This is a genomic window from Acidovorax sp. SRI_002 (assembly GCF_057586455.1).
Genome location: NZ_JBYCZW010000003.1, coordinates 245,031 through 264,393, shown reverse-complemented (window position 1 = coordinate 264,393; position 19,363 = coordinate 245,031). Strand labels below are relative to the sequence as shown.

Sequence of the window (19,363 nt, the reverse complement as noted above, 5' to 3'; positions counted from 1 at the left end):
ACGCCCTTGCGATCCATCAAGAACACCCCACGCAGGCTCTGGCGGCCACTTGCGTTTGCGCGGATCATGGAGCGTTGACACAGCGGCAGCGCCGGATGGAGGGCGTGATGGTGTCCCTTCACGCACCCAGCCCATCCCCCGCACCACACTCCAACCCGTTCACAATGGCGCAGGCCTGTGTTCTGGTGGGCCCCGTCGCAAACAACCAACCAGCCGTGGCACCCGGTGGCCACAGGAGGAGAGGACCTTGCAGCCGCATCCGCCCCCAACCCGACGCCGTGCCCGCACCGCCGCCGCCCCGGCGCAGCGCAACCCTGAGAACGCGGGGGATGGCGCCGCCGCCTCCGACTCCGCTACCCCCTGCCTGCTGCAGCGCGCCCACCTGCGGGCCGTGCCCAGCACCCTCCTGATCCCGCTGGCCGCGCGCGCGCGCGGGAGCCGTTACTTTCCCTGGCTGGCCTGCAACGACGTGGTGGCCACCAGCCTGGTGGAGCGCCTGGGTGCCGATGTGGAACCGTGCCTGGACGACTTGCCCACGGTGCTCAACGTACTGTGGCGCACGCGCGCCATCAAGGATGCGGGCCGCAGTTTCTTCCTTGCGCACCCGAAGGCTGGCGGCGTGAGCCTGGGCTGTGGCCTGTCGCACCACTTTCAGTGGCTCGATACGGGCGCCAACCAGTGGCTCGATGCTGATCTGCCCGAGGTCATGGACCTGCGCCGCGAGCTGCTGCCGGTGCGCTGCCCGCGCACGCGCCATGCCACGGTGGACATCACGCAGCCTGGCTGGTGGCAGCGGCTGGGGCTGCCAAAGGAGGAAGGGGAGGGCGATGGCGCGGGCGTGCAGCCGGTGTTCATCGTCTGCGAAGGGGTGCTCATGTACCTGCAGCCCGCGCAGGTGCAGGCCGTGCTGCGCGAGTTTGCGCAGTGCGCGCCGGAAGGCTCGCGCCTGGTGATTGATGTCATGACGCACCGTGCCGTGGGCCGCGCGGCGCAGCACGCCAGCGTGGGACCCACGGGGGCGGAGTTCCACTGGGGCGTGGGCAGCATGGACGAGCTGACCGCCGCACACCCGCGCCTGGCGCTGCTGCGCCAGCAGAGCGTGTCGGAGTGTTATGGCTGGCCGGGTGTGGTGCTGGAGACCCTGTGGTGGCCGTGGCTGGGGGCGCCGCTGTATGGCATGGCGACCCTCGGCGTGGACGGCGCGTAAAGCTGCTCGCCGGTGGCTGCTTGGCAGCACGCTCCTAGGAGCGCGCCAGCTGCGCCCACACCGGCGCCTTGCCCGTCAGCTGCCCCACGATGGCGGCCTGCAGCGGCGGCAGCCGCCGCGCGCCCTGCAGCACCAGCTGCCGCAGCAGGCGCGGCACGGGGCGCGTGTCGGTATACAGCCGCACGATGGCATTGGTGCCCTCGTACATCGGCCATGCGTGGCGGTGGTGCGCCCGCGCATAGGTGGCCAGGGCTTCGCCATTGCCGATGTCGTGGCCCTGGCTGCGGGCCGCCACCACGGCGGCTGTCAGGCGTTCCACACCGGCCAGACCCAGGTTGTAGCCATGCGCCGTCACGGGGTGCATGCCCACGGCGGCGTCGCCCAGCAGCGCGCAGCGGTGGTCTGCAAAACGCTGTGCATACACGGCCACCAGCGGGTAGGCGTGGCGTTCGCCCTCCAGCTGCAAAGGCCCCAGGCGGTCGCCCAGCTGGGCCTGCACCGTAGCGGCGAAGGCCTGCGGGCTCTGGGCCATCAGCGCACCTGCGTCGGCAGTGCCCGCCGTGACCACCACCGAGCACAGCGCATGCCCCTCTTGGGGGTCATTGGGCAAGGGCAGCACCGCCAGCGTGCGTTCATAGCCAAAACACTCGTGCGCCACGCCGCCATGGGGTTGGGCATGGCGCATGCGGCAGACGATCACGGTGCGGCCAAAGTCCGTCATGCGTGCGCCAATGCCCAGCTGCCGCCGCGTGGCCGAGAAGCGACTGTCCGCCGCCACCAGCAGCGGGGCCTGCAGGCGCTGTGGCGATGGCGCAGGGCCATCGCTGGGGGCACCGGCGGAAGCCTGGGGCAAGTACTCCAGCTCGGCATGGGTGGACTGCGTGGCCACGCGCACCACCTGGGCGCCGGTCACGATGCGGATACCCGGTGTGCGTGCCGCGACGGCATAGGCCGTGCGGCGCAGTGCGTGGTTGGGCACGATGAAGCCCAGAGCCTCCAGCCCCGTACCCTGGGTGCCCAGCTGCAGGGCGCTGCGCTGGCCCAGCGGGCCGTCATGCACCTGCGCTTCGCGGATGGTGCCCACCTCGTGGGGCGCCAGGCCGGCCCAGGTGCCTAGCCGCTGTAGCGTGGCCACGCTGGGGTGGGTGAGCGCGATCTCGCGGCCATCGGGCGCGGGGTGGGCCAGCGTGGCCTCAGACTGCTGTTCGACCACGGTGGTGGAGAACCCGGCCTGCGCCAGGGAAATGGCCAGCGACAGGCCCGCAGGGCCCGCGCCGACGATGAGAACGTCGCTGTGTGAGGAGGAGGTCATGGCAAGAAGACCGGGCGAAGCAGCCCGGCATCCACCCTGCAACCGTGGGGTGGGGCTTGCCATTGTGGGCGGGCACTCCGCGCGGCGGTTTGCCCTGCATCAAGGCAGGGTGCCTGAATGCTATAAATTAAATAGCTAAAAAATGATGCAGGATAAGCGCTAGGGCCTTAAAACATCAAAAATTATGGTGCGTTACGAGCGTGCCGGTTTGCGCGCGCCCTTGGCGGGCTTCTTGCGGGCGCCACCCGCTGGCTTGCCGCGCAGGTGCAGCCCCCAGGTGACCAGCACCCACAGGTACGCCGCCAGCACGCTGTAGGCCGCCATGGCGGCCAGCGACAGCGGTGGTGCGGCGATGGAGCGCGGGCTGGCCATGGTCTCCAGCAGCTGGCGTGTGCCCGTGCCCAGCACCGGCATGGCCGCGCTGCCCGAACGTGCCATGCGTGCCGCCATGAAGATGAAGAACTCCATCAGCAACGCACCGATGACCCAGCAGGCCAGCAGGGCCAGGAGCTGCGCAAACGCCCTGCGGTCGCCCTTGGCCAGGAAGTAGATGGCCGACACCAGCACCAGGGCGGGCAGCAGCAGGGCCAGGACAGGCCAGGCGGACATGAGGAGATGCATCGGAAGAATGTGGGGGCGGATCGGAGAGTGTGTCGGGCAGCGCCAGGGCTGCGGACTGCGAATGATAGAGGAGGCTCCCGGCACCCAGCGCGGCCCCAGGGCAGGGTCTGCCCGTACGGTGGCTATGGGTGCGTGTCGCCGTGCTGTCCCTGGCGGAAGGTGTTCGGTGTGCAGCCCAGCAGCGTGCGGAACGAGGCGATGTACGCGGCGGGGCTCTCGAACTGCAGGGCGTGAGCGATGCCCTTGACCGGGCGGCCCGAGGCCAGCAGATCGAGCGAGGCAATGATGCGCGCACGTTGGCGCCAGGCGCGAAAGCTCAGGCCCGCTTCCGCCGTGAAGCGCCGGGTGAAGGTGCGGTCGGACATCGCGGCCTCGGCCGCGAGTTCGTGCAGCGAGAGCTGCCACTGGTGGGCCTGCAGCAACAGCGCGAGCGCGCGCCGCAGCCCTTCGCTGGCAGGCATCGGCAGGTGGGTGGGCAGACAGGGCGTGTGCTGCAGCGTATGCAGCAGCAGGGACACCATCAGCTGCCGCGTGGGGTGGTCGAACCCGCCGTTGAAGAGCCCCAGCACCAGCTGCTGGATCAGCGGCGACGCGATCACTGCGTGCACCTCGTCCCGGCGCGCAAACGATGCGCACTGCGCCACCAGCGCCGGCTGGCAGTACACCGTGCGCAGGTCGGTGGCAGAGAGGATTTCGATCGCATGGGTGTGGTGCGGGGGCACCCACAGCGCCCGCTGCGGCGGCACGGTCCAGCGCGCGTGGGGTGTCTCCACCAGCATCACGCCCCGCGTGGCAAACACCAGCTGGCCGCTGCGGTGCTGGTGCGCTGGCAAAAGCGTGCCGGCCGCGTGCGTTTTTGCCAGCGTGGCCCACAGGCCGGCGTCTTGGCGCCCTGGCGATGTTTGTTGGCGTTCTGGTGCTGACATGCCGTCCTATTATGAAACCACCTCCTCCCCACTCCTTCCCCGGAACCCGCCCCCAGCCCATGCACACCACCACCTTCCTTGTCCATTCGGGCCGCCAGACGGCCCGCGCCGCCCAGGCCATCAACCCGCCGCTGGTGCGGGCCTCGACCGTCGTGTTCGACACCCTGGCTGCCTACAAACACGCGCACCACCAGACCGTGTTCGACTCGCCGCGCTACGGCCGCTCGGGCACCTCCACCACGTTTGAGCTGCAGCGCTGCATGGCCGCGTTGTCGGGCGCAGAAACCTGCCTGGCCACAGCCAGCGGACTGGCGGCCATCGTGGCCGTGCTCAGTGCCCATGCGGGGCCGGGCCGCCACCTGCTGCTGAACCAGGGTGTGTACGGGCCCACGCGCATCTTCTGCGACCAGGAACTGGTGCCGCAGGGCACCACCGTCGAGTACTTTCCGGAAGGCGCCGACATCGCGCCCTACCTGCGGGACAACACCAGCCTGGTCTACATCGAGACCCCCGCGTCGCTGACCATGGAGATGCTGGACGTGCGCGCCGTGTGCGCGGCGGCACGCCAGCGCCACATCCCGGTGGCGGTGGATGCCACCTGGGGCACGCCGGTGTTTTTTGACGCCCACGCCCTGGGTGTGCACATCGCCATCCATTCGGCCACCAAATACATCAACGGGCACTCCGACCTCATGCTGGGGCTCATCACGGGTTCGCACGCAGACCTGGCCAGCACCCGGCGCTTTTGCGACCGCAGCGGCGCCCACGCGGCGCCCGATGTGTGCTGGCTCGCGCTGCGCGGCCTGCGCACCCTGGCGGTGCGGCTCGAACGGCACCAGCAGACCGCGCTGGCGACGGCCCAGTGGCTGCAAGAGCAACCGCAGGTCCGGCGCGTGCTGTTCCCGGCGCTCCCCTCCGACCCGGGCCACGCGCTTTGGCGCGCGCAGTTTTCGGGCGCCGCGGGGCCGTTCACCTTTGAGCTGGCGCCCTGCAGTGAAGCCGCATTTGCGGCTTTCATCGACGCGCTTGCGCTCTTTGGCCTGGGCACCAGCTGGGGCGGGTACGAAAGCTTGGTGTTGCCCGCTGTGCCCTATGACCAGCGCCACTTGGCAACGCTGCCGGACGAGGGGCGCCTTGTCCGCCTGCATGTGGGGCTGGAAGACGCCCGCGACCTGCGCGCGGACTTGGCACAAGCGCTCAGCGGTCTGGGCTGACCGGCACCAAGTGTCCCGAGTTGGAAGTTCGTTGATGAAATAAAGATGTCGAAATCGACGTCAGGCAAGGCGCAAACCACAGCGATAGCCGGTGCTATCGCGAGGATCTGCAACGCAGCATGGCGGGGATTCTCGACGTCTTTATGAAACGAATTTCCAATTCGGGACACTAGCTCGCTACGAAGTCCACCACCGACTGAAGCACCTCTACCTGCTGCAGGATCTTGCGGTGCCCCAGCCCCTCGGTGGCCAGCAGCGTGGCGCCCGGGATGTGGTCGCGATAGGCCTCGCCATCGGCAAAGCGGTTGATGCGGTCGCCCCGGTCGTGCACCACCAGCGTGGGCAGCGCGATGCGTGGGCCCACAGCCGGGGGCTCGAACTGGCGCATCAGGATGCCTTCTCGGGCTTCGATGCGCCGCTGCAGGGCGGCACGCGTGCGCTCCGAAAGGCCGAACACCTGGGCGAACAGGCGCGTGTATTCGTGCGGCGACGCGGGCGGTGCCAGCAGCACCAGCCGCTGGGTGGCCAGGCCCCGGCTGGCCGCGTGCGCCGCTGCGTTGGCAGCCAGCGAATGGGCCACCACGGCATGGGGCGCCGAGTCCTGCACGTGCAGGCGGGCGGTGGCGTATTCGATGGCGCGGGCGAACTGGGGCAGGTTGCTCACGCGGCCCCGGCTGCCACCGTGCGCAGGCAGGTCCACCAGCACCGGGCGCAGGCCGCGGGCAGTCAGGGCGTCGGCCAGCGGCAGCATCTGGCGCGCATGCCCGCCCCAGCCGTGCAGCAGGAGCACCGCGGGGCCATGCGGCTGGGCCTGGGGCAGGTACAGCGTGATCTCGGCGTCTTCAAACGGCCAGCGCTCTGTGCGCCAGTGGCCGGGCGGCACGGCTTGGCGGCCGGGTTTGCGCAGGGGCAGGGGCGTGCCAAACAGGCGCGCAGCCACGCGCACGGCCAGTGCGGGCCACAGTCGCTCGGTGGCGCCCAGGGTCAGGCGCACAAGGCGCATGGCGGGGTGCTCGCCGTAGAAGCTGGACGTGGCCCGCAGGGCGGTGGATGAAGAGGAGGTGTTCATGGTGGGGTTCCTGAAGGGATGGAGTGGGGCGCGCGGCGCGCACCTCAGAAAAAGACCCAGTCCCGGTTGCTGCGCGGGAGGCTGGTGAGGGTGCTGCGCAGCGACCGGATGGCGCCCGCTGCGGCCGCAATGGCGGCAATGCCCAGGATGATCAACATGGTGGTTCCTTTCTTCGCACGGTTGTGCGAAATTGGGGCATAAAAAAACAAGAGGTCTCCCTGGCACACCACCGCGTCTCAGGAGGGGGAAGGGAGGTAGCTCTTGACGAGGCGCGCCCAGGACGCCTCGGTGCGTGACACTGCCTGCGGATCGCGCAGGAAGCGGACGTCGTGCAACAAGCCCATGATCATGGAATAGATCTCGCCCACCAGCTGGTCGGGCGGGGTGTCGGCGGGCAGGTGGCCGGCCTCGATGGACTGGATCACCGTACGGCGCAGTGCCGCTCGCCAGCGTGTGATCTCTGAATGCAGCAGGTCGCGCAGCTCGCCCTCGCGGTCGTCCAGCTCGAAGGCCCCTGCGGTGTAGATGCAGCCGGTGAAAGCCTCCACATCGCGCGTGCGGGCAATCCAGCGGCGCACGATCTCGTTGAGGCGCGGCAGGCCCTTGGGGTGCTGCATGGCGGGCACAAACACATCGGCCAGGAACCGGCGGCCAAACTCCTCGATCACCGCCTTCTGCAGCGCCTCGCGCGAGCCGGCGCGCGAGAACACGCCGCTCTTGGACAGACCCACGCGGTCGGCCACGGCCTGCAGCGTGATCGACTCCAGCCCTTCGGCCGCAGCCAGGTCCAGCGCTGCGCCCACAATGGCCGCGCGGGTGAGTTCTGATTTCTGGGTCTTGGCATCCATGGGGCGAAATTTAGCACAACTGTGCGAAATAAATCTACCCGTGTTGCCAGCAGTGTTTTGAAAGCCGGTATCGGGCACAGCCCCGGTGTGCCGCCGGGGCTGTGCAGCGCGTCACTGGGCCAGGGCCGTGATCTGCACGGAAGTCAGCGCCCCACTGTAGAGGCGGAAATCCTGCATGCGGCCCGCAAAGTACGGGTCGGCCCCGTACTGCGCGCGGCCCAGCCAGTTCTGCGTGGTGGCGCCCAGCTGGTGGGGCGCAAAGGGCGCGTCGGCCAAGGTGCCGGTGGCCTGCCCGTCCACAAACAGGGTCACGGTGTTGCCCCGGCGGGTCACCGCCAGGTGCACCCACCGGCCTGTGCCCAGCGCCACCGAGGACGTGACGTTTTCCTCGCCGAAATAGGTGGTGCCGGTGGAGGCAAAGCGCAGCGTGCTGGTGTTGCCGAGCAGGGCCAGATAGGCGATGTCGCTGGAGCCGATGTCAAACACGCGGGCGTTCCCGGCGCTGGCGCTTTGCCGGTAGACCCAGACTGCGATCGTGAAGTCGGCCAAGTCTTTCATGATGCCCGTGGGCAGGGCCACGTGGCCGCTGGCGCCGTCGAGTGCTACGGCGCTGCTGCCCGCCGTGCGGCCAGCGCCCCAGGACGTGCCGCCCACCAGTCGGCCATGCAGCGCGTTGCCGCTCTGGTCGGTGGCCGACGTTCCGCTGCCCTCGTTCAAGGGCAGATGCAGCATCAGCTGCGGCGTGGTGGCAACACTGCGGATCTCGGCGCCCGTGAGCCGGCCCGTTGGGGTGACTGCCACGATGCGGTAGTGCCAGGTGCCCGTGCCAGGTGTGTCGGTATGGGTGCGTTCCTCGCCCACGGTGGTGAGTGTGGTGAACGGGCCCGACGCTGCGGGTGCGCGCTGCACCTCATAGGCCGTGGCGTAGGCGCTGCCCCACCACGACAGCAGCACCTGACCGTTGACGAGGTAGGCCGTGAGGCCGCTGGGCGCGGCCCCGGCTGCAATCGGCGCGCGCGAGAAGGTCAAGGTGCCCATGCCGGGGTCGTCCCCGGTGCCGCGCTGCTCGGGCCGCAGTTTGGCCGCCATGGCCGTTGTGTAGGGCGCAGAGAGCCCCTTGCGGTTGACGTAGTGGTTGTACAGCAGCTCCCAGCACTGGCGCAGGTGTGGCCGCCCCGCAGGAGAGACGCCGGTGAAGATGCCCTGGCGGTTGGCATAGCGTGAGAACGGCAGCGCCGGATACGCGCCACCCGCATCGGCCAGGTTGCTGGCCGCCACGTATTCGGCGGCCGAGAGCAGCCGGTTGTTCCAGTAGCCGTACAGATCGTCGCCCTGCGACCAGGCCATCTCGCACAGCGCCCCGCACAGCGACATGCCGAGCGTGGCATGCCCCTGGTCGCGCCCGCTCTCCTGCCATTGCCCCAGGTGCCCGGGGTGGATGGCGTAGACGTTGTGCGCGGCTGCGCCGTTGCCCCGGCCGTTCTTGTAATAACTGATCGCCTCGTTGTACAGGTCGCGCCGGTCACAGCAGATGCCGATGGCCATGATGGCGTTGATGTTGCACAGGTCCCAGTTGGCCCAGTAGTTGGTGATGTTGGCGCCGTTGTGTTCCTCTAGAAAGCGGTGGCTCAGCGGGTAAAACACTTCCAGCAGCAGTTTCTGGAACCGGGCCAGGCCCTCGGGCGACCAGCCGGGGTAGCTGCGCAGGAGTTCCACCGTATTGGCCCACTGGTAGCCGTAGATGCCAGCAGCAAGGTAGCGGTCCGCATTGCCGGTGAGCGTGGTCATGGTGCTCGACCACGAATCCAGGAACGCCACGGCACGGTCGGCATAGGCGTTGTCCTGGGACACCTTCCAGCGCAGCGCCAGCTGGTAGGCCCGCTGCATGTCCTTGATCATGGTGCCGAAGTTCTGCCCATCGCCGCCACGGATCACCACGGTGAGCGGGTGGGGCCACATATCGCTGTTCAGTGAGGAATGCCCCGAAAACTGAAGCGCGTTCCAGCCGCTCACCCAAGGCGCTGCGTTCTCGGCAATTTTGGTACGCATGCGCGCAAAGTCAGCGTCCGTGTGCAGCCCGCCAGGGTGCACAAAGGCGCTGGGGGCCGGTGGAGGAGGTGGAGGAGGAGGAGGAGGAGGTGGTGGTGGTGGTGGTGGTGGCGCTGCGGGGGGAGGCGGTGGCGCTGCAGGGGGTGGGGGGGTCGAAGGCGGAGGCGGGGTGCCAGGCGGTGTGGAGGGAGGCGTCGCGGGGGAAGGCGGCACGGTGGGGGGCACTGCCGGCGCCGGTGGTGCTGTGGGGGGCGTGGTACCTGGCGTTGGCGCGGGAGGCGGGGTGTCCCCGCCAATGGGCGCGGAGGTGGTGGGCGGTGTGTTGGTGGCGTCGGCCGGGTTGCCACCACAGGCCACCAGCGTGCCGGCCAGCGGCATGGCGGCCATTCCCTTGAGTACCCGGCGCCGGGCCGTGAAATTCGTGCCGTTGTTCAGTTCTTGGTCCATTGCTTTGGGGGATTGGGGTGGGCGGAGTGCCGTGCCTTTTGGTCGTTCCATCGGCGATTCCAGGCAATCGTTGTGCCAGGCAGGGCGCCCTACGAAAAATGGGCGGTGTGCCGGGTTCTATGCCCAGCGCTCACAGGCAAGAACGGGGAAATGAACAATTTGGTTAGTCCAATATTGTCATTAAAGTAATTAATAACGCGCAGCTCGCTTGCCATGGGCTGGGATCGAACGCCTTTGCGCCGTTGACTGCAAGTGTCAAGCCGGGGACGGATATGGCTGGTCCGCGCCCGGATGCGCTGCTACGCTGCGTCGCCATGGAGACAAATACCAAATCCCCGCCTTACGTTCCCCAGATCCGCCTGTTCCAGAACTGGCTGCACGACCAGCGCGGCCTGCAGTTCGACAGCTACGACACCCTGTGGCGCTGGTCCACCACCGAGCTGGATGCGTTCTGGCAAAGCGTGTGGGACTACTTCCAGATCGAATCGCCCACCCCCCACACCGCCGTGCTGGGCAAAAACACCATGCCCGGCGCTCAGTGGTTTCCTGGCGCTCAGGTCAACTACGCGCGCCAGGCGCTGCGCCATGTCGATGCGGCGCACGCAGCGGGTCTGCCCGCCATCATCAGCCACAATGAAAAAGGCAACCACCGCGAGCTGAGCTGGCCCGAGCTGCGCCGCCAGGTCGCGTCGCTGGCGCTGCACCTCAAGGCCCAGGGCATCCAGCCCGGCGACCGCGTGGCCGCCTACCTGCCCAACGTGCCCGAGGCCATGGTCGCCTTCCTGGCCACGGTCAGCATCGGCGGGGTGTGGAGCATCTGCGCGCCCGACATGGGCACGCACGCAGTGCTCGACCGCTTCCGCCAGATCGAGCCCAAGGTGCTGATCGCCGTGGACGGCGTGACCTACGGCGGGCGTGACCACGACCGCACTGGCGTGCTGGCCGAGCTGCGCGCCGACCTGCCCAGCGTGCAGCATGTGGTGTTGCTGGGTAATCTGACTGATTCTGTTTCGATAGCTGGTTGCGCAGGCTGGACAAGCGCTACGGCACAAAATGATGCGGAAACCGCAGCGTTTGAACCGATGTGGCTGCCGTTTGACCACCCGCTATGGATCGTCTATTCCAGCGGCACCACGGGGCTCCCGAAGCCCATCGTGCACGGCCATGGCGGCACGGTGCTGGTGGCGCTGCAGCTCAAGGTGCTGCACAACGACATCGGCTGCAGCTACGAGGCCAACAGCTTTGGCGAGCGCTACCACTGGTACAGCTCCACGGGCTGGGTGATGTGGAACGCACAGCTCAGCGGCCTGCTGTCGGGCACCACCTGCGTTATCTACGACGGCAACCCCGGCGGCAGCAAGGACCACCCCGACTGGGGCGTGCTGTGGCGCTTTGCGGCCGAGACGGGGGTGACCTTCTTCGGCGCGGGCGCGGCGTTTTTTGCCAACTGCATGAAGGCGGGCATCACGCTGGCCGACTTTGGCGACCTGACGCGCATCCGCGCTTTGGGCACGACCGGCTCGCCGCTGTCGCCCGAGGTGCAGGAGTGGGGCACGGCGCAGTTCGAGGCCATTGGTACGCACGATATCTGGTGGAACAACATCTCGGGCGGTACGGATTTTTGCGGCGCCTTCATCGGCGGCAACCGCGAGATGCCGCAGGTGCCGGGCGAGATGCAATGCCGCATGCTGGGTGCGGCGGTGGAGTCCTGGGACGCCGAAGGCCGCCCCGTGCAGGACGCCGTGGGCGAGCTGGTCTGCGCGCAGCCCATCCCGTCGATGCCTTTGTTTCTGTGGGGCGACAAGGACGGCAGCCGCTACCTGTCGAGCTACTTCGACATGTACCCCGCAGGCCACGGCCGCCGGCCCGGCGGTGGCGACGGCCCCGCGAGCATGGGCGCGGTGTGGCGACATGGCGACTGGCTCAAGATCGGCACCAACGGCGGCTGCGTCATCTACGGCCGCAGCGACGCCACCATCAACCGCCACGGCCTGCGCATGGGCACGAGCGAGATCTACAGCGCGGTGGAATCGCTGCCCGAAGTGCTCGACAGCCTGGTGGTGGACCTGGAATACCTGGGCTGCGAGAGCTACATGCCGCTGTTTGTGGTGCTGCGCCCGGGCTACGCGCTCGACGATGCCCTGCGCGCGCGCATCAACGGTGCCGTGCGCACCGCTTTAAGCCCGCGTTTTGTGCCCGACGACATCTTTGCCGTGGCCGAGGTGCCGCGCACGCTGAGCGGCAAGAAGCAGGAGCTGCCCATCAAGAAGCTGCTGCTGGGCCAGCCGATCGAAAAGGTAGTGAACAAGGACGCGATGGCGAATCCTGGGTGCCTGGACTGGTATGTGGCGTTTGCGGCGCAGCGGGCGAAGTCGATGCAAAAAACATAGCTACCTGCGCTTTGGGGAAAAGCGCAGGAGCCTGTTTTTATTTGAAATTGTCCTATCCGTGGGGTGCCTGGCCGTCCTTGGTTCCAGCCGCCCTGTTTCTCCTGACTGCTCGCCTCAGGGCGTGACGCCATGCCAGTGCCGCCGCGCAAGGGCCGCCCCGCCGCGCTGGCGGCGTCCCCCTTCAGGGGGAAGGCGCGCAGCGCCTCAGGGGGTTAGTCAAGTTTCGCGCCGGACGCCTTGATCAAGCGCTCCCACACCGGCCGCTCTTTGGCAATCGCGGCGGAAAACAGCGCGGGCGAGCTGTTCTGCACATCAAAGCCCATTGCCGCAATACGCTGGGCCACATCGGGCAGCTGCGTGGTCTTGCGCACCTCGTCGGCAATGCGCTCCAGGATGGCGGGCGGCGTGCCTGCGGGGGCGCCAAACGCCAGCCAGCCCGCCACGCGGTAGGCCTCGTCGTTCAGGCCCTGTTCGGCCAGGCTGGGCACATTGGGCAGGGTGCCCATCCGGCGCTCGCCGCTCACGCCAATGGCTTTGAGCTTGCCCGCCTCGATGTGGGGCTTGACCTGCAGCGCGCTGGCAAACGCGATCTGGATCTGGCCGCCCAGCAGGTCCTGCACCATGGGCGCCTCGCCCCGGTAGGCCACGTGGCTCATGTCGGCGTTCTGCGTGAGGCTCATGTACGCCCCGGCCAGGTGCGGGTAGGCGCCAGTGCCGTACGAGCCGTAGGCCACCTTGCCCTTGTTCGCGGCCACATATTTCAGCAGCTCGGGGCCGGTGGCCACGGGCACGCTGGGGTGGGCCACCAGCACCAGCGGGGCAATCGCGATCTGGTAGATGGGCGCGATGTCCTTCTCGGGGCTGTAGGGCAGCTTGGTGTAGAGGAACTGGTTGGTGAGCATGGAGTTGCTCAGGCCCAGCAGCAGCGTGTAGCCGTCGGGCGCGGCCTTGGCCACCGCGTCGGTGCCGATGATGCCGGCCGCGCCGGGCTTGTTGTCGATGACCATGGGCTGGCCCAGGCCCACGGCCATCTTCTCGGCCAGTACACGCGCCAGCACATCGGTGGCGCCGCCAGCGGCAAAGGGCACCACGATCTTGATGGGCTTGTTGGGGTAGGCCTGCGCAAATGCCGACGTGCCGGTGAGGGCAGCGGCCAGCGCAGCGGCGCCGAGCCAGGTGCGGCGGGACATCAGGGGGTGGAAGGGCATGGGTTTGTCTCCTGTCATGGTTATCAAAATTCACTCAGCGGGCTGCGCCATGCATGGTGGCGGGCCGGTGCCTGGCTGTCACGCCATGGGCTTATGCGTTTTGGGGGCTCCCTGCGGCGGGGGCGGTGGTGATGCGCACGGTGAGGGGCAGGGGCGCGAGCACCTCGCGCAGACGTGCTGCCAGTGCGTCTGCCTGCGCGCCGGGGGCCACGGTCACACGCACTGCGTTGTCGCCTTCGGGCAGTACCTGGGGACGGGGCTGGACCGGGGCTTCGGTGGCGCACACGCCATCGACCAGCGCCTGCACCGTGTGGCAGGCGGCGCGCTGGCGCAGCTCGGGCTTGTAGATCTTGCCCACGTTGGTCACGGGCATGGTCTCCAGCACCTGCACCCAGCGCGGGCGGGCCACGGCCTCGTCCACGCGTTCGGCGGTGAAGGCCAGCAGTTCGGCCTCGGTCACGGCCTGTGCACCGGGCACTAGCGTGGCGTAGACCACGGGCAGCTCGCCCGCATAGGCGTCGGGCGCACCCACGGCGGCAGCAAGCTGCACGGCGGGGTGGGCGCCCAGCGCGTCTTCGATCACCTTGGGGTCGATGTTGTGGCCGCTGCGGATGATGAGGTCCTTGGAGCGGCCGCTCAGGTGCAGGCGGCCCTGCTCGTCCACAAAGCCCAGGTCGCCCGTGGCCAGCCAGCCGTCGTGGGTGAACGCCTTGGCCGTGTCGGCTGCGTCGAGGAACCCTGAGAACAGGTTGGGCGATTGGAAAAGGACCATGCCTGGCTGGCCGGGTGGCATGTCTTGGTCCGACGCATTGCCGTGTGCATCCAGCGCCACCACGCGCAGCTGGGTGTACGGCAGCCGCCAGCCCACGCAGCCTGCGGGCGCGTTCACGCCGGGTGGTGTGATGGTGGAGATGCCCGCCATCTCCGTCATGCCCAGACTTTCGTGGATGTGCAGGCCCAACAGGCGCTCAAACCGCGCCGCCAGCTCGGGCGCCAGGATGGCCGCGCCGGTGCGGCAGTAGCGCAGGGTGGAGATATCGGCGCCGCCCAGCGGCACATTGGCCAGTGCCGCCAGCACCGTGGGCACGGCCGACAGGTAGGTGCAGCGGTAGCGCTCCACAAGCCGCCAGTAGTTGGCAATCACCTGCCGGTTGCGGAACAGGCCGGTGGTGGGGATGATGGTTTCCACCCCCGCCGACAGCGCCGCGAGCGAGCCCGGAAGCACCCCCGCCACATGGAACAGCGGGTAGCCGTTGATGCCCACGTCCTCGGGTGTGATGCCCTGCATCTGCACGCAGCCCCAGGCCGTGAACACCTGCGCGCCGTGGCTGTGGCGCGCCAGCTTGGGCGCGCCCGTGGTGCCGCCGGTGTGGAAGTACGCAGCGATGTCGGTGGCGGCAATGTGGCGGCCGCTCACCAGGTGGTCGCCGGGGTGCTGGTGGCGCTCGGCCAGGTCCACCACGCCGTCGGGCAGCGGGCCTGCCGCGCCAGGGGCTTCATCGTGGGGGGCGACGCGCAGCACGGTGGTGAGCGTGGGCACCATGCCCATCAAGCGCTGGGCCTTGCTCCAGTAGCCCACATCGCCTGCGGCACCGTAGGCAATCAGCACCTTGGCGCGTGCCAGGGTCATCATGGCCGCGATCTTCTCGTCGGTGAGCATGGGGTTGAGCGGTTGCACGATGCCCGCCGCCTCACCGCCCCACAGGGCCAGGTGGTATTCCAGGCAGCCGGGCAGCAGCACGGCCACCGCGTCTTGTGGGCCCACGCCCAGGTGGTGCAGCAGGTTGGCCGTCTGGTGGATGCTGGTGAGCAGCTGCGCATACGACCAGCGGATGGGTTCGTGCGCCGGGTCGGCTGTGGGCAAAAAGCTCAGCGCCGTTTTGTCGCCAAACGCCGCTGCCGAATTCACAAAGATTTCGTAGGTGCTTTGCACTGGCAGCGCTTCGGTCAGGGGGCGGGCTTCAATCCGTTCTACATCCTGCAAGCTGCGCACCGGGGCACCGGGGGAGAAAGGCGTGTGGAGCGGGGGCATCTGTGGGAGGCGCATGGCGGGTCTCGGGTCTGATGGGGCTGCGGGTCGGTCACCGGCGGGGGGCGGATGCGGCATCGTCCTACCCGCCTGCGCCCGCCGCGTGGCCACAGTCTGTCTGTGTGCCGGCGCAAAAGCAGTCACGCAGATGTCAGAGAGGGTTCAGGACCCCCCTGCGAGACCGTCCGCAAGCTCTCAGCGCCGGGTGGTGCTGCGGCACACCCATAATGGACCTTGTTGATTGCCACTGCGCGCCCCGCCGCGCGCCTTCCCTCCATGAACACTCCGCAGCCGCCCAAACGTTTTTCGATGATCCGTGAGTTCCACCTCGCCGACTGGTTCACGCTGGGCAATGCGGTCTGCGGCGTGGGCGCGCTGTTCTCGGTCATGTCGTACCTGGAAACGAACGACGTGCTGCATGTGTACTTTGCGTGCGCCCTGGTGCTGGCCGCGCTGATCTTTGATGTGCTGGACGGCCGCATCGCGCGCTGGCGCCAGAAGAGTTCGGCCATGGGCCGCGAGCTGGATTCATTGGCCGACGTGATCTCCTTCGGCGTAGCGCCCGCCATCATTGCCTACGGCTGCGGCATGCAGGGCCTGTATGACCGCATCGTGCTGGCCTACTTCGTGGCCTGCGGCGTGTCGCGCCTGGCGCGCTACAACGTCACGGCCGAAACCCTGTCGGGCGACGACGGCAAGGTCAAGTACTTTGAAGGCACGCCGATTCCCACCTCCATCATGCTGGTGGCGTTGATGGCCCTGGCCGCCTACCTGGGCGCTGTGCGCGAGAGCCTGTGGTTTGGCAAGGTGCTCATTGGCGGCTTTACGCTGCACCCGCTGGTGCTGCTGTTTGCGGTGTCGGGCTCGTTGATGATCAGCCGGATTCGCATTCCCAAGCTCTGAGCCACTGGCTGCCCTGCCATCTCCTGTCCTGTCGTTCTGGATATTGAACACCATGGCACTTCAAAAAATCGCAGCTTTCTCCGATGGACCTGTGGGGGGCAACCCCGCCGGTGTGTGGATCGGTGACGAGCTGCCCGCCCCCGCTGATATGCAGCGCATCGCTGCCGAGGTCGGCTTTTCTGAAACCGCGTTTGCCGCCCCACTGGGCGATGGCCGCTGGAAGGTGCGCTACTTTTCGCCCGAGAGCGAGGTGCCCTTTTGTGGCCACGCCACCATTGCCTTGGGCGCCGCGCTTGCGCAGCGCGAGGGCGACGGCGTGTTTGCGCTGTCGCTGAGCCAGGCCGAGATCACGGTCGAAGGCCGCCGCCAGGGCGATCTGGTGCAGGCGGCGCTGCAGTCGCCCCCCACACGCAGCGGGCCTGTGCCTGCCACGTTGCTGGCCGACGCGCTCGCCCTGTTTGGCCTCAGCGCGGCCGATCTGGACCCGCGCATCCCGCCCGCACTCATCCATGGCGGTGCGGACCACCTGGTGCTGGCCCTGCGCAGCCGTGCGGCGCTGGCGGCCATGCACTACGCGCTGGACGCCGGCCGCACGCTGATGGTGAACGCCAAGCTGGTGACCATCGTGCTGGTGTGGGTGGAGTCGGACCGGCTGCTGCACACCCGCAATGCCTTTGCCTCGGGCGGCGTGCTGGAAGACCCGGCCACGGGCGCCGCCACGGCCGCACTGGCGGGCTACCTGCGCGACCTGGGCTGGCCGCATGGCGGCGCCATCGATGTGGTACAGGGCGAGGACATGGGCATGCGCTCGCGCCTGCGCGCCGAGATCGGGCCGGTGGCGGGCAGCTCCATCCGCGTGTCGGGCACGGCACGGTGGATGAGCGACGGCGAATAACGTTTCTTGCTACAAATAATATAGCTTTTAGCGCTTGATGGTAAAGCGCTAGGGCTTGTTTTGACTTGAATGTTGCGCTGTGCGCCCCGGCCCTGACGGCGGCAGCGCACCTGGCAGCGCGTCCATCTCTTGCCGAAGCCATTGCACCAGACACAGCGTCTCCGGCGACGGGTCCGGGGCCGTGCCGAAGTAGTGCCGGGTCAGCGGCAGCCGCAAGCTGGGCAGGGGCGACACCAGCCGCCCCGAGGCCAGGTCGTGGGCAATCAGCGACACCGGGGCCATCGCAAAGCCCAGCCCATCCACGGCGGCCTGCAGCACAAAGTGCAGATGGTCAAACTGCAGGCAGCTGGCGGGCTGGAGTGTTGGCAGGTTCACCTGCTTCTTCCAGCTTTCCCAGTCCTTGCTGCGCGACTTGGACAGCAGCAGCACGTGGGACGACAACGCCTCGGGCCGCGTCACCGGGCGCTGGGCGAACAGCGCCGGCGACCCCACCACCAGCGCTTCGTCTTCCAGAAACGGGTGGATCTGCATGCCTGGTGGCCACCCGCGCGGGCCGCGCCGCAGGGCCAGGTCGAAGGCCTCGGCCGCGTGGTCGGGTGCCAGCGTGCTGGTGATGACCTGGGGCTCGATGTCCGGGTGCTGGGCCACAAAACCCGGCAGCCTGGGGATCAGCCAGCGCACCGCAAAGCTGGGCCGCACGTTGATCTTGACGCTGCGCAGCCCGGCATCCCCCCGCAGCGACTGGGCGGCGGCGCCGATCTGCGCGAGTGCAGGCCCGACCTGCGCGTGAAACTGATGCCCTGCCGCCGTGAGCAGCACCTGCCGCGTCTTGCGCTCGAACAGCTCCACACCCAGGTGCTCCTCCAGCGCCTTGATCTGGCGGCTGATGGCGCTGTGGGTGACGTGCAGCTCCAGCGCGGCGCGGGTAAAGCTCTGGTGGCGCGCCGCCGCTGCAAAGGCGCGGACGGCATTCAGCGGGGGCAGGCGGGGTGACATGCGTGCAATTTTGTCACGCATGGCGCGCAGCAATATCGTTTGTCGCGCCGGGCACCGCCGCGCACCATGCGGGCCATGCCACAGCCTTCAGCCAACCCCTCTGCCTCAGACCTCCACTCGCGCCGCGCCGCCTTGGCGCTGGGCCTGTCACTCCCCGGGGATACGGTGCTCTACCTGCTGCTGCCGATGTTTGCCCCGGCGTTTGGCGTCACCCTGTTTGAAGCGGGCATTCTGCTGGCCGCAAATCGCCTCGTGCGCATTGCGGGCTACGGGGCGGTGGCGCGGTTCTATGCCCGCCATGGCGAGCGCCTCACCTGCTCGCTGGCCGTGCTGGCCGCCGCCGCGTGTGCGCTGGGGTACGCCATCCTCAGCGGCTTCATCGCCTTGTTGGGCCTGCGGCTGCTGTGGGGCCTGGCGTTTGCGGCGCTGAACCTCGCCACGCAGGCGCTGGCCACGGCCGAGCCTCTGGGCGCAGCGCGACGCGCCGGGCAGTCGCGCGCCTTTGCAGCGCTGGGACCTATGCTGGCCCTGCCCGCGGGTGGTGTCTGCGCGCTCTGGTGGGAGCCCCGGGCCATCTTCTTTGTGTTTGCGGCTGTTGCGTTGTGCGCCTTGCTGGCCACGCGGCACTTGCCCGCCCAGCCGCATGCCCTGCCGCCACCGCCCAAGCGCTGGGGCAAGTTGCCGGGCCGCCTGGACCGTTTTTCCTTCGTCGAGGGGCTGGTGCTGGACGGCCTGTTCATCATCGGCCTGTCGTACCTGGGCCGGGATGTGCTGCCGGGCCATCCGGTAGTCGTGGCGGCGCTGTTGCTGTCGGTCCGCTACCTGGCCGAGATCGTGCTGAGTGCGGTGGGTGGCGGCCTGGCCGAGCACTACGGCGCCGAAGTGCTGCTCGTGGGTTTCGCCGTGCTCACGTCGCTGGCCCTGGTGGGTTTTGGGCTGGGGTGGCTGTGGACCAGCGCGCTGGCCATCGTGATTTTGCGGGCCCTGCTGCTGCCGCTGTTGCCACCGCTGGTGGCGCGCCGCACACCGGGGCCGGGGCGCATCCAGGCGCTGGCGACGCGGTCGGTGTGGCGGGACCTGGGCGCTGGTGCGGGCCCGGTGCTGGCGGGTGTGCTGCTGCCCATTGCGCCGTCCGCCTGGGTGTATGGCGTTGCAGCCTTGCTGCTCTCGGCCACGGCCATCGCCTGCTGGGCGCCTCGCGGCGATGGATAAGGCACGCAGCGGCCACCGCCCCCTTTTCACAAACCTC

15 protein-coding genes are annotated in these 19,363 nt (G+C 68.4%); 6 read left to right on the top strand and 9 right to left on the bottom strand.

Going from position 1 to position 19,363, the window contains the following annotated elements; genetic code table 11:
* Positions 1-247 precede the first annotated feature (247 nt).
* Positions 248-1,207 (top strand): class I SAM-dependent methyltransferase, encoded by a 960-nt coding sequence (locus AC2YJX_RS09360; RefSeq protein ID WP_487255878.1) that lies wholly within the window; start codon positions 248-250, stop codon positions 1,205-1,207.
* A 34-nt stretch (positions 1,208-1,241) separates the two neighbouring features.
* Here AC2YJX_RS09360 and ubiM read toward each other — a convergent pair whose 3' ends face one another.
* From ubiM to AC2YJX_RS09345, 3 genes are all read right to left on the bottom strand, one after another.
* Complete coding sequence (gene ubiM / locus AC2YJX_RS09355; protein ID WP_487255877.1) at positions 1,242-2,519, bottom strand: 5-demethoxyubiquinol-8 5-hydroxylase UbiM; 1,278 nt, start codon at positions 2,517-2,519, stop codon at positions 1,242-1,244.
* Positions 2,520-2,711: 192 nt separating this feature from the next.
* A complete protein-coding gene (locus tag AC2YJX_RS09350) occupies positions 2,712-3,128 on the bottom strand; it encodes a hypothetical protein (protein WP_487255876.1) in 417 nt (138 codons plus the stop codon).
* A gap of 134 nt (positions 3,129-3,262) precedes the next feature.
* The gene (locus AC2YJX_RS09345) at positions 3,263-4,066 is read right to left on the bottom strand and encodes an AraC family transcriptional regulator (protein WP_487255875.1); all 804 of its coding nucleotides are present in this window, start codon (positions 4,064-4,066) and stop codon (positions 3,263-3,265) included.
* A gap of 59 nt (positions 4,067-4,125) precedes the next feature.
* On the opposite strand from AC2YJX_RS09345, the gene metC reads away from it, so the two are divergent.
* On the top strand, positions 4,126-5,280 hold the full coding sequence (metC, locus tag AC2YJX_RS09340) for a cystathionine beta-lyase (RefSeq protein ID WP_487255874.1): 1,155 nt from the start codon (positions 4,126-4,128) through the stop codon (positions 5,278-5,280).
* A gap of 169 nt (positions 5,281-5,449) precedes the next feature.
* On the opposite strand, the gene AC2YJX_RS09335 is transcribed toward metC, so the two are convergent.
* From AC2YJX_RS09335 to AC2YJX_RS09325, 3 genes are all read right to left on the bottom strand, one after another.
* Positions 5,450-6,349, bottom strand: coding sequence for an alpha/beta fold hydrolase (locus tag AC2YJX_RS09335; RefSeq protein WP_487255873.1), 900 nt, complete (start codon positions 6,347-6,349; stop codon positions 5,450-5,452).
* Positions 6,350-6,585: 236 nt separating this feature from the next.
* Positions 6,586-7,197 (bottom strand): TetR/AcrR family transcriptional regulator, encoded by a 612-nt coding sequence (locus AC2YJX_RS09330; RefSeq protein WP_487255872.1) that lies wholly within the window; start codon positions 7,195-7,197, stop codon positions 6,586-6,588.
* Between the two features lie 111 nt (positions 7,198-7,308).
* The gene (locus AC2YJX_RS09325; protein ID WP_487255871.1) at positions 7,309-9,693 is read right to left on the bottom strand and encodes a LamG-like jellyroll fold domain-containing protein; all 2,385 of its coding nucleotides are present in this window, start codon (positions 9,691-9,693) and stop codon (positions 7,309-7,311) included.
* A 314-nt stretch (positions 9,694-10,007) separates the two neighbouring features.
* Here AC2YJX_RS09325 and AC2YJX_RS09320 point away from each other — a divergent pair, with 314 nt between their 5' ends.
* Positions 10,008-12,083 carry an acetoacetate--CoA ligase gene (locus tag AC2YJX_RS09320; RefSeq protein ID WP_487255870.1) on the top strand — a complete coding sequence of 692 codons (2,076 nt, stop codon included), beginning with the start codon at positions 10,008-10,010 and terminating at the stop codon, positions 12,081-12,083.
* Between the two features lie 212 nt (positions 12,084-12,295).
* Here the strand turns inward: AC2YJX_RS09320 and AC2YJX_RS09315 are convergent, their stop codons facing one another.
* Together AC2YJX_RS09315 and AC2YJX_RS09310 are read right to left on the bottom strand one after the other, a co-directional pair.
* Positions 12,296-13,291 (bottom strand): Bug family tripartite tricarboxylate transporter substrate binding protein, encoded by a 996-nt coding sequence (locus tag AC2YJX_RS09315; protein WP_487255869.1) that lies wholly within the window; start codon positions 13,289-13,291, stop codon positions 12,296-12,298.
* A gap of 91 nt (positions 13,292-13,382) precedes the next feature.
* Positions 13,383-15,338, bottom strand: coding sequence for an acyl-CoA synthetase (locus tag AC2YJX_RS09310; protein WP_487255868.1), 1,956 nt, complete (start codon positions 15,336-15,338; stop codon positions 13,383-13,385).
* 258 nt (positions 15,339-15,596) lie between these two features.
* Between AC2YJX_RS09310 and pssA the strand changes: the two genes are divergently transcribed.
* Together pssA and AC2YJX_RS09300 are read left to right on the top strand one after the other, a co-directional pair.
* Positions 15,597-16,223, top strand: coding sequence for a CDP-diacylglycerol--serine O-phosphatidyltransferase (gene pssA, locus AC2YJX_RS09305; protein ID WP_055397283.1), 627 nt, complete (start codon positions 15,597-15,599; stop codon positions 16,221-16,223).
* 52 nt (positions 16,224-16,275) lie between these two features.
* A complete protein-coding gene (locus tag AC2YJX_RS09300) occupies positions 16,276-17,118 on the top strand; it encodes a PhzF family phenazine biosynthesis protein (protein WP_487255867.1) in 843 nt (280 codons plus the stop codon).
* Positions 17,119-17,166: 48 nt separating this feature from the next.
* On the opposite strand, the gene AC2YJX_RS09295 is transcribed toward AC2YJX_RS09300, so the two are convergent.
* Positions 17,167-18,114: a LysR substrate-binding domain-containing protein gene (locus tag AC2YJX_RS09295; RefSeq protein ID WP_487256096.1), complete on the bottom strand. Its 948-nt coding sequence runs from the start codon at positions 18,112-18,114 to the stop codon at positions 17,167-17,169.
* A gap of 66 nt (positions 18,115-18,180) precedes the next feature.
* Between AC2YJX_RS09295 and AC2YJX_RS09290 the strand changes: the two genes are divergently transcribed.
* Positions 18,181-19,326, top strand: a complete 1,146-nt coding sequence (locus tag AC2YJX_RS09290; protein ID WP_487255866.1) for an MFS transporter — start codon at positions 18,181-18,183, stop codon at positions 19,324-19,326.
* Positions 19,327-19,363: the final 37 nt, after the last annotated feature.